Raw genomic sequence first — 9991 nt, forward strand, 5'->3', positions numbered from 1 at the left:
CGGCGGTCGTGTCGTGCCCCGCGCCCCAGCCGCCGAGCGGGCGGCCGGCGCCGAACGGGTGCTGGGAGCCGGCGGTGCCGTACGGGTCGTGGGCGCCCGCAGCGGGGACGCCGTGGGTCGGCGTCGCGTACGGGTTCGCGACCGGCGGCACGGCCGGAGCGGCCTCACCGACGGGAGCCGCGGGGGCGACGGGCGCGGCCTGGGCGACGGGCGCAGCGGGCGCGGCCGGGGCGACGGGCGCAGCGGCCGGGGCCGGGGCGGGCGGCAGGACCGGCGGCGGCGCGTCGATGTAGCCGGTCTCGGCGACGGGCGCGGCGGGGGCCTCGACGGCCGGAGCGGCCGGAGCGGGCGCGGCGGGGGCCGCGGGCGCCGCCTCCGGCGCGGGGACCTTGGTGAAGGCCATGGTGGGCTTGTGCCCGCCCTCGGCCGGTACGGCGTCCGCCGGCGCCTCGGCGGGAGCGGCCGGAGCGGCGGGAGCGGCCGGCTCGGGCACCCGGCCGAACGCCATGGTCGGCTTGTGCCCGCCGTCGGCCGGTGCGGCCGACGTGGCCGGCGCGGCCGGCGCGGCGTCCGCCGGGGCCTCGGGCTCGGGAATCCTGCCGAAGGCCATGGTCGGCTTGTGCCCGTCCGGAGCCGGGGCCGCGGACGCGGCCTCAGTGCCCGAGGGCTGCTCCCCCTGCGGCCCGGTGGGCCCAACCTCGCGCTCGGTGCTCACGGACGACCTCCATAGCTGACAGAACCAAGGACCATAGTTTTTCGCACTGCCGATTCGATTGCCGTAAGGACCCCTCTGAAGAACTCATAAGAATCCTTAGGCGGGACCGACGGCTCCGCTCGACGGCACGTTCCGGGTGGCGGCTCCCCCACCCCCGCCGGACGTCCCGCGATGCGGACCGCACACCCCGTGGCCTTGGGCGTTCGCCCCGGTGCCGGTTAGCCTGTCGCTCCAATCTGACACGCGGGAGCTTGGACCTTCCAGGCTGAGAGTGCGCTGGTCGACCGTACGCCACGGGATCGTGGGCGGAACGTCGAGGGGGCGCTGACCGCCGGAACCTGTCCGGGTAATGCCGGCGTAGGGAGTATCGGCCATGCCGTCTGCTTCGCCATCCTCTTCTCCGGGCGCGCCCGCGTCCAAGGGTTTCTCCGACACCGCGGTGCTCGACCGCCCGGAGCAGACCGAGGCGCCGCTCGTCCTCGACGCCGAGCCGCCGCGCACGCTGCGCTTCCGCGACCACTTCGCGCTGTGGATGAACCTCGGCGTCAGCCTGATCGGCTTCTCCACCGCCGCCACCGTGCTCGGCGCCCCGGGCAGCGAGCTGTCCCTGGCCGCCGCGGGCACCGCGATCGTGGCCGGCACCGCGGTGGGCACCGCGATGCTCGGCGTGGCCGCGCTGATCGGCGCCCGCACCGGCGCGCCGGCCATGGCGAACCTGCGCGGGCTGTTCGGCACCCGGCTGTCGTACGTCCCCACGGTGCTGAACATCGTCCAGTGCATCGGCTGGGGCGTGTTCGAGCTGCTGACGATCGCGGCGGGCGCCCAGACCGTCGCCCACACCGGCGGCTACCGCTGGCTGTTCGTCCTGCTCGCGGGCGGGCTGACCACCGTGCTGACGATCTGGCCGCTCGGCTCGATCCGGGTGCTGCGGCGCTTCGTGGCCGGCGCGGTCGCCGTCGCGATGGTGTACCTGACGGTCCAGCTGGGCCGGCACGGCGTGCCCGACCCGGGCGCGGGCAACTGGCACGGCTTCCTGGGCGCCACGGACGCGATGATCGCGGTGTCGATCTCCTTCGTCCCGCTCGCCGCCGACTACACCCGGCACTCGCGCACCCCGCGCTCGGCGTTCTGGGGCAGCTTCTCCGGCTACACCTTCGCCCAGGTGTGGTGCTACGCGCTGGGCCTGATGGCGCTGCTGCAGTCGGACGGCGACCCGAACAAGATCTTCGACTCGTTCCTCGGCGTCTGGGCGGGCTGGCTGTTCCTGCTGGTACTGGTGCTGCGCGAGACGGACCAGTCCTTCGCGAACGTGTACTCGACCGCGATGTCGGTGCAGAACCTGCTGCCGCGGGCGGACCGCCGGGTGCTGTCCGGCGGGATCGGCCTGCTGACCACCGTGCTGGCGCTGCGGATCGACAAGTTCACCGACACGTACACCAACTTCCTCGGCCTGATCGGCTCGGTCTTCGTGCCGCTGCTGGCCGTGCTGGCGGTGGACTTCTTCTTCGGCGCCGGCCGCAACGGCTGGAACCTCACCGCCGAGGCGCCCTCGCGCTGGCTGATGCTGCTGCCGTGGGTGCTCGGCTTCGCGGTGTACCAGTTCATCGCGCCGACGCCGGTGGCCGGCTGGTGGACCGACTTCTGGACCTCGGCCCAGGAGGCGCTGCACTTCACCCCGCAGGAGTGGACGTCGGCCTCGCTGTTCGCCTTCGCGGTGCCGGCGCTGGTCACCTGGGCGCTCACGCCGCTGAGCCGGCGCACCGGCCGGCAGTGACCGACCGGAGGCGAGGCCGGCCCCTCAGGTTGGGACCGTCTTCGCCTCCGCGTCACCTGCTCCGCCTATCGTTGACCGCGTGACCAGCCCAGATCTGTCTTCGACGGCCCCGCGCACCGCGCCGTCCGTCCAGGTAGTCGCCCACCGCGGCTCCTCGGACGCCCTTCCCGAGCACACCCTCGCCGCCTACCGGCGGGCCCTCGAAGAGGGCGCGGACGCCGTCGAGTGCGACGTCCGGGTGACCGCCGACGGCGAGCTGGTCTGCGTGCACGACCGCCGCATCGGCCGGGTCTCCAACGGCCGCGGCACCGTCTCGGCGATGACGCTCGCCGAGCTGCAGTCGTACGACTTCGGCGCCTGGAAGACCGGCAGGCCCAGCACCGACCCCGAGCTGCGCGGCGTGCTGACCCTGGAGCGGCTGCTGGAGCTGGTCGTGGACTGCGGGCGCCCGGTGGACCTGGCGATCGAGACCAAGCACCCGGTGCGGTTCCGCGGCCGGGTCGAGGCCGAACTGCTGCGGATGCTCGAACGGTTCAAGATCTCCGGCACCCGCGAGGGCGACCGCCCGTCCGCCCGGATCATGAGCTTCTCCTCGATCGCGCTGGACCGGGTGGCCGCCGCCGCGCCGGACTACCCGCGGGTGTTCCTGATCGAGCGGATGCTGCCGCTGATCGGCCAGCTGCGCGAGGGACGGTCGCTGCCCGGCGGGGCGCGGATCGCCGGGCCCGGCATCGACCTGGTGCGGGCCAAGCCTGACCTGGTGCCGCGGCTGCGCGAGCTGGGCCACGAGGTGCACGTGTGGACGGTCGACGAGCCGGCCGACGTTGACCTGTGCCTGGAGCTCGGGGTGTCGGCGATCATCACCAACAAGCCCGCGCAGGTGCTGGCCCAGCTCGGCCGGAGCTGATCACCGAACCGGCCGTCGAACCCGATCGCCAACCTGATCGCCAACCCGATCACCGACCTGATCGATCCGGTCGGCATTCAAACCTTCCGCGCACGTTTTTTGCCGGAAATCGTGCGCCGCCACGACGGAGGGTGAGCGGGGAATGACCTCCCGCCCACCCTCGGTCGCGGTGCCCGAAATGGGCCCGCGGGATCGTCGCGCGGTCGTTTCCGACGCATTACCAAGGGGCATCCATCCCTCGGCATACGCTGAAGGAGGTCCGGGGGTGGCGTTGATGGTGGCGCGCGAAGTGCCGACTTCATCGACCATGGCAGTGCCGCACGGCCCAGCGAGTGTCGGGGTCGCACGGCGCCGACTGCGTCGAGATCTGGGTGATCGGCAGATACCGGAACCGGTCATTGATGATGCCGTACTGATCCTTTCCGAACTGTTGAGCAATGCGTGCCGGTACGCCCGGCCGCTCGGCCCGCTGCCCGCGCTCGGCCGCGGGGCCAGGGCCGAGGTCGTGGACCAGGTGCTGGTCGGTCTGCCCTCCGGGCCGCACGCCGGTGCGCCCGCAGGCCGGGACGCCGAGCAGTCCGGCGACGGCGACGGCGTGCTCGTCCGCTGGCAGATGCACGCGGACGGCGTGCTGACCCTGGAGGTCACCGACGGCGGCGCGCCGACGCGGCCCGAGCCCGGCAGACCCTCGCTGAGCTCGCGTGGCGGCCGCGGCCTGGGCATCGTCGACCAGCTCGCGAGCGACTGGGGCGTGCGCGACGCGCCCGGCGAGGTGACGGTCTGGGCCGCGCTGCCCGCCCGCGCACGGCACGCCAGGCGCACCGGCGGTGACGCCCGAAGCGCCTGAGCACCCCGCCCGCACCGTCGGAGCGCCCCCGCCGCGGCGCTCCCGCCCCGGCGCGTTCCCGCGCGCCGGGGGAACGTCAGTAGGCTTCCCGGAGCAAAGGACCACCGTCCCCGGGAGAGCCGCACCATGGGCAAGAAGGCCGCCAAGAAGGCGCCGCAGCGCCAGTCCACCACCGCCGTCACGGGCGAGATCCCCGTGGTCGGGGCCCGCGACGACTGCCCGTGCGGCTCGGGCCGCCGGTACAAGGCCTGCCACGGCCGGGAGGCCTCGCACGCGGTGCAGGAGCTGGTGCACCGCCCGTTCGAGGGCCTGCCGGGCGAGGCCGACTGGGTCGCGCTGCGCGAGCTGGTGCCCGCCGCCACCGTGCCGCTGACGCTGGCCGCCGGGGTCGCCGAGAGCGCCGTCGGCGAGGTCCCGTCGGTCACCCTGGCCACCGTGCTGCCGCTCGCCTGGCCGGCCCTGCGCCGCCAGGACGGCTCGATCCTGCTCGGCCTGCAGACCCAGTCCTCCTCGGGCGACCTGAGCCGCGACCTCGGCGACGCGCTGGAGCTGGCCCTGGCCGTCGAGCCGGGCAGCCCGGTGCCGGCCCGCCGGACCGTCCCGGGCGGGCGCCGCCTGCAGGACCTGCTGGACGTCACGGCGGACTTCACGCCCGCCGTGCACACCGGCTTCGAGTTCTGGCTGGAGGACGCCGAGACCGCCACCGGCGAGGTCGCCGCCTCGCTGGAGCGCGCCAACGCCTCGGCCATCCCGACCGAGAAGCTCACCGGCGTCGACGCCGCGTACTGGTGCGGTACCCCGGACAAGAACCACCTGCGCTGGGTGATGACCGTCCCCGAGGAGCAGCTCCTGGACGCGCTGGCCCGGCTGAACGCGGCCGGCGAGGCCTCGCTCGGTACGGACACCCGCCTGGTCGGCTCCTTCCGCGCGCACGGCCTGACCGTCCCCGTGTGGGACCTGCCGCTCGCCATGACGGCGGCCGACTGCGAGAAGCCCGCGGCCGAGTTCGCCGAGCGGCTCGCCGCCGTCCTCGCGGCCCCGGCACCCCTCACGGCCGACGAGCGGCGCGCCCGCGCGAACCTGGTGAACCGTCAGGTCACCTTGAACTAAAGCCCGCAGGAACGAGGTGATACGCGTCACATTGTCGCCCTGAACCGCAATTTCCGGGCGTGGAGGGCGTCTTGGAAATTGGCGCGGGCGCGGATCCTTGTTACTGTCTAAAGAGTCCGGTCGCTGGTGCATCCCCCGTCGCCAGCGGCCGGATCTTTTGTTTTTCCGGGCGGACGGCGCCGAAGCCCGCCGCCGGGCGGCCCGGGACCGGCCGTCGGACGGCCGGTCAGTAGGCCGAGCGCCCGCTGTCGAGGCGGACCGTCGCCTCCACCAACTCCCCCAGCAGCGGCCCGACCTGCGGCAGCCACACCCCGCCGTCGGCCGCCCGGCGCGGCTCCAGCACCCAGCGCACCGGGCCCGCCCCGGCACCGGGTGGCAGCGGCAGGAAGCCGCCCGGGCCGTGGTAGTGCAACGAGCCCGGCACCCAAGGGAGTTGGGCGAGCATCTCGCCGAGCGCGTCCAGCGAGTACGGCGCCACCAGCAGCGCGTAGCGGCCCGGCATCGCCAGCACCGGCCCCAGCGGCAGCCGCAGCGCCCCCAGGTAGGCGAGCGCCCTGGCCCCGGCCAGGGCCGGCAGGCTCACCGCCGAGACCGCCCGCCCGGTCGCCGCCAGCACCGGCGCGTCCGGGCTCTGCCGCTCCCACCACCAGCGCACCATCCGGGCGTCCGTGGTGGCCGCCAGCAGCGGCGGGTCGTGCGGGTGCGCGCCCGGCACCGGACAGTCCTCGTCGCCGCACGAGCAGCGCCCGCCGGACAGCACGGCGCCCGGCACCACCGGCCAGCGGTGGTCGACGGCCGCCGCCAGGGCCGCGGTCAGCCGGGCGGACCGGGCCGCGGAACAGCCCCTCGGATCCTCACGCATGGCGCTCGTTCCTTTCCCTGACCGCTCGGTTCGCTCCGGCCGCCGTCCCGTACCGGGGCCGCGTCCGCCGGGGTCGCCGCGCGGGCCGCGGCGGCGCGGACCGGGGGCACGCGGCGGGCGGGCGGTACGGCGGACGGCGCGGCGCGGACGTGGAGCACGGTGTGGAGCACGACATGAGAGGGGCCGCGCACGGGAACAGCCCTCGGAACGAGAATCGCGTATGCGCCCGGATGGACGCCGCCCGGGCGCGCTTGGTTCCACCGTACGAGTGAGTGACATCCGGCCAGCGCGGCATCCGGGCGGCGAAAGCATACGATCCGGACGGCCGCCGGGTCCGTCCTCTCGGTTCTGCCCGCTCCCGGGCCGCTCCATTCCTCCCGTCCGGAACGGCGCGCGTACGAACCGGGCGCGCCGCCCGTCCGGGTCGCAGGGGAGGGGGAACCGGCCACCGGCTCGTCCCGGATCTGGACATGCCCCAAATGGCCTGTGTAGAAGTGGTGCCATTGCTGTCGATCAATGACGAGTAGTAGCGATTCGAGGCGAAACACGCCCTTTGGCCGTGCTCGCCCCACATCGGCCGTCCCTGGGGGTTCCGCATGACACGTAGCACCGCGTCAGGAGTGCCGGCATGACCGAGGCCCACCCGTCGTTGTCCCACTCGTCGCCGACGACCGGTTCACCCGCCGCGCCGGACGGGCCCGGCTACACCGGCGGGCTCTCCGTCCTCGCCGCACTCGTCGAGCCGCCGGGCCTGCCCGGTCCCGCCGAGGCCCAGGACGGTGCGGGGGAGTCCCGCACGGCGCCGTCCACCGGGGTGCAGGACCGTTTGGCCGGACGCCTGTCCGATTTCACCAGCCTGCACGAGCACACCGAACGGCTCGCCCGGGCCCGTGGCCTCGACGCCACCCTGGCCGCCGTCCTCGCCTCCGGCGCCGACCTGCTCGGCGCCGCCCGCGGCGTCCTGGTCACCCGCCGGCCCGGCGGCGGCCCCGGCCAGCCGCTCGGCCTCGGCCTCGACCGCGCCAGCCTCGGCGCCCTGGAGACCGTCCCCTTCGAGCAGAGCCTGCTCGCCCGCCTGCTGCGCGACCGGGACCGGCCCGAGCGGCTGCACTCCCCCGACCTCGCCGAGGACCCGGCCACCGGGGCCCGGCTGCGCGAACTCGCCGCCCAGCTCGGCCTCGGCGGCTGCTACGGCCTGCCGCTCGCCACCGAGGAGGACGGCCCGCTCGCGGCCGCCGTCTGGTTCTACGACCGGCCCGCCGAGCCCACCGAGCGCCAGCGCGAACTCGCCCACCGATACTGCCGGTTCGCCGCCCCGCTGATCGCCAAGCAGCTGGAGGCCGACAAGGTCCTGCGCACCACCGAGGCGCTGCGCCGCGGCCTGCTGCCCGACCGCCTCCCCCAGCCCGCCGGCCTGCGGCTGGCCGCCCGGCTCGTCCCCGCCGCCCTCGACCGCTCCAACGGCAGCGACTGGTACGACGCCATCCCGCTGCCCGACGGCACCGTCGGCCTCACCGTCGGCTCCGTCTCCGGCGACGGCCCCGGCGCGGGCCCCGGCTCCGCGCCCGGCGCGGCCGCCGCGATGGGCCGCGTGCGGGCCGCACTGCGGGCGTACGCGGTGCTGGAGGGCGAGGACCCGGTCTCCGTCCTCGGCGACCTCGAACTGCTCCTCAAGACCACCGAGCCCGCCCGCAGCGCCACCGCCGTCTACGCCTGGGTCGAGCCCGACGAGCGCCGGATCACCCTGGCCGGCGCCGGGCACTGCCCGCCGGTCCTGGTCAACCGGCACGGCGCCGAGTTCGTCGAGACCTCGCTCTCCGCGCCGCTCGGCATGCTCGCCTGCTGGGAGGCCCCGGGCGTCGAGTTCACCGCCGAGCGCGGCGACACCCTGCTGCTCTACACCGAGGGCCTGGCCCGCCGCTGCGGCCCGACCCTGCACGCCGGGCAGGCCAACCTGCGCCGGGCCGCCGCCGACGCCCCGCGCGACGTGCGGATCGACCCCGACCGGCTCTGCGCCCACCTGCTCGCCGTCTGCCCCAACCGCGAGGACGGCGCCGGCGCGAGCGCGGCCGCCGACGACCTGATGCTGCTGGGCGCCCGCTTCGAGTAGTCCTTCCGGCCCCGAACGAGTGGGCGACCGGGCGTCCGTACCATGGGACGCACGGCCGCCCACGTGTGTCGCGATCCGACATCCCCCCACGGGCCGGCCGCACCACCCCCAAGGAGGCGTTGTACGTGACCGAGGACCGCACCCCGGCGGTGGCCGAGAACCCCGAGGCCACCGGCGGCGAGGAGCCGAAGCAGTTCAAGGGCCGCAAGAACGGCCTGTACTCCGAGGTCTCGGACGAACTGGCCGCCTCGATGAAGTCCGGCTGGGCCGACACCGAGCTGCACGGCCTCGCCCCCGTCGCGCAGGCCCCGTACGCCGCCGAGCGGCGCGCCCGGCTCTCGGCCGCGTTCCCCGGCGAGCGGCTGGTGATCCCGGCCGGCCACCTGAAGGTCCGCGCCAACGACACCGACTACAACTTCCGCGCCGCCAGCGAGTACGTCCACCTCACCGGCGACCAGACCGAGGACGCCGTCCTCGTCGCCGAGCCGACCGGCGACGACGGCCACGAGTTCGGGCTCTACCTGCTGCCGCGCTCGGACCGCGAGAACGGCGAGTTCTGGCTCGACGGCTACGGCGAGCTGTGGGTCGGCCGCCGGCACAGCCTCACCGAGCAGGAGCAGCTGCTCGGCCTGCCCGCCCGCGACGTCCGCAAGGCCGCCGACGAGCTCACCGCGCGCACCGGGGACTCCGCCGTCCCCACGCGGCTGGTCCGCGGCTACGACGACGGCCTGGAGGCCGCCCTCGGCGCGTTCCTGGACGCCGACAAGGACGCCGAGCTGAAGGAGTTCCTGAGCGGCCTGCGGCTGGTCAAGGACGCCTGGGAGATCGGCGAGCTGCGCGCCGCCTGCGACGCCACCGTCAAGGGCTTCACGGACGTCGTCCGCGAGCTCGGCCAGGCCGTCGCCACCTCCGAGCGCTGGATCGAGGGCACCTTCTGGCGCCGCGCCCGCGTCGAGGGCAACGACGTCGGCTACGGCACCATCGCCGCCGCCGGCCCGCACGCCACCACCCTGCACTGGGTCCGCAACGACGGCGACGTCCGCCCCGGCGAGCTGCTGCTGCTCGACGCCGGCGTGGAGACCCACACCCTCTACACCGCCGACGTCACCCGCACGCTGCCCATCGGCGGGCGCTTCGACGACCTCCAGCGCAAGATCTACGAGGCCGTCTACGACGCCCAGGAGGCCGGCATCGCCGCGGTGCGGCCCGGCGCCCGCTTCCGCGACTTCCACGCCGCCTCGCAGCGCGTCCTCGCCGAGCGCCTGCTCGCGTGGGGCCTGCTGGACAGCTCGGCCTACGACGTCGAGAAGGTCCTGGAGCTCGGCCTCCAGCGCCGCTGGACCCTGCACGGCACCGGCCACATGCTCGGCCTGGACGTCCACGACTGCGCCCACTCGCGCCGCGAGGAGCACGTCGACGCGCTGCTGGTGCCCGGCATGGTCCTCACCGTCGAGCCCGGCCTGTACTTCCAGCAGGACGACCTGACCGTCCCCGAGGAGTACCGCGGCATCGGCGTCCGCATCGAGGACGACATCCTCGTCACCGCCGACGGCAACGAGAACCTCTCGGCCGGCCTCCCCCGCCGCGCCGAGGACGTCGAGGCCTGGATGGCGTCGCTCGCCTGACCCACGGATCGGGATGCGCCGGTGGCGGGGACGTCCCCGCC

Annotated in this window: 7 protein-coding genes, 1 pseudogene and 1 riboswitch; of the genes and pseudogenes, 6 read left to right on the forward strand and 2 right to left on the reverse strand. The window is 74.9% G+C overall.

Features of this window, described 5'->3' with window-relative positions:
- A pseudogene (locus AB0O00_RS20815) lies at nt 1–715 on the reverse strand (hypothetical protein); the annotation flags it as partial.
- A gap of 233 nt (nt 716–948) precedes the next feature.
- Nucleotides 949–1096, forward strand: a riboswitch (TPP riboswitch).
- On the opposite strand from AB0O00_RS20815, the gene AB0O00_RS20820 reads away from it, so the two are divergent.
- The 4 genes from AB0O00_RS20820 (at nt 1089) to AB0O00_RS20835 (ending at nt 5353) form a co-directional block, all read left to right on the forward strand.
- Nucleotides 1089–2489 carry a cytosine permease gene (locus AB0O00_RS20820; RefSeq protein ID WP_363653856.1) on the forward strand — a complete coding sequence of 467 codons (1401 nt, stop codon included), beginning with the start codon at nt 1089–1091 and terminating at the stop codon, nt 2487–2489. Its footprint overlaps the riboswitch before it by 8 nt.
- Before the next feature lie 79 nt (nt 2490–2568).
- Nucleotides 2569–3396, forward strand: coding sequence for a glycerophosphodiester phosphodiesterase family protein (locus AB0O00_RS20825; protein WP_363653858.1), 828 nt, complete (start codon nt 2569–2571; stop codon nt 3394–3396).
- 430 nt (nt 3397–3826) lie between these two features.
- Complete coding sequence (locus AB0O00_RS20830; RefSeq protein WP_363653860.1) at nt 3827–4243, forward strand: ATP-binding protein; 417 nt, start codon at nt 3827–3829, stop codon at nt 4241–4243.
- Nucleotides 4244–4369: 126 nt separating this feature from the next.
- Nucleotides 4370–5353 (forward strand): DUF5926 family protein, encoded by a 984-nt coding sequence (locus AB0O00_RS20835; protein ID WP_363653862.1) that lies wholly within the window; start codon nt 4370–4372, stop codon nt 5351–5353.
- A 226-nt stretch (nt 5354–5579) separates the two neighbouring features.
- Here the strand turns inward: AB0O00_RS20835 and AB0O00_RS20840 are convergent, their stop codons facing one another.
- Nucleotides 5580–6215: a bifunctional DNA primase/polymerase gene (locus AB0O00_RS20840; RefSeq protein WP_363653864.1), complete on the reverse strand. Its 636-nt coding sequence runs from the start codon at nt 6213–6215 to the stop codon at nt 5580–5582.
- Between the two features lie 628 nt (nt 6216–6843).
- On the opposite strand from AB0O00_RS20840, the gene AB0O00_RS20845 reads away from it, so the two are divergent.
- Together AB0O00_RS20845 and AB0O00_RS20850 are read left to right on the forward strand one after the other, a co-directional pair.
- Nucleotides 6844–8325: a PP2C family protein-serine/threonine phosphatase gene (locus AB0O00_RS20845; RefSeq protein WP_363653866.1), complete on the forward strand. Its 1482-nt coding sequence runs from the start codon at nt 6844–6846 to the stop codon at nt 8323–8325.
- A gap of 149 nt (nt 8326–8474) precedes the next feature.
- Nucleotides 8475–9950, forward strand: coding sequence for an aminopeptidase P family protein (locus tag AB0O00_RS20850; RefSeq protein WP_363653868.1), 1476 nt, complete (start codon nt 8475–8477; stop codon nt 9948–9950).
- Nucleotides 9951–9991 lie beyond the last annotated feature (41 nt).

Origin of the sequence: Kitasatospora sp. NPDC093558 (assembly GCF_040683475.1) — a bacterium.
Taxonomy (GTDB): domain Bacteria; phylum Actinomycetota; class Actinomycetes; order Streptomycetales; family Streptomycetaceae; genus Kitasatospora.

Bases quoted from the DNA above. Each gene is read 5' to 3' on its own strand.
- AB0O00_RS20845 (WP_363653866.1), top strand. From the start codon at position 6,844: ATGACCGAGGCCCACCCGTCGTTGTCCCACTCGTCGCCGACGACCGGT.
- AB0O00_RS20840 (WP_363653864.1), bottom strand. From the start codon at position 6,215: ATGCGTGAGGATCCGAGGGGCTGTTCCGCGGCCCGGTCCGCCCGGCTG.
- AB0O00_RS20835 (WP_363653862.1), top strand. From the start codon at position 4,370: ATGGGCAAGAAGGCCGCCAAGAAGGCGCCGCAGCGCCAGTCCACCACC.
- AB0O00_RS20820 (WP_363653856.1), top strand. From the start codon at position 1,089: ATGCCGTCTGCTTCGCCATCCTCTTCTCCGGGCGCGCCCGCGTCCAAG.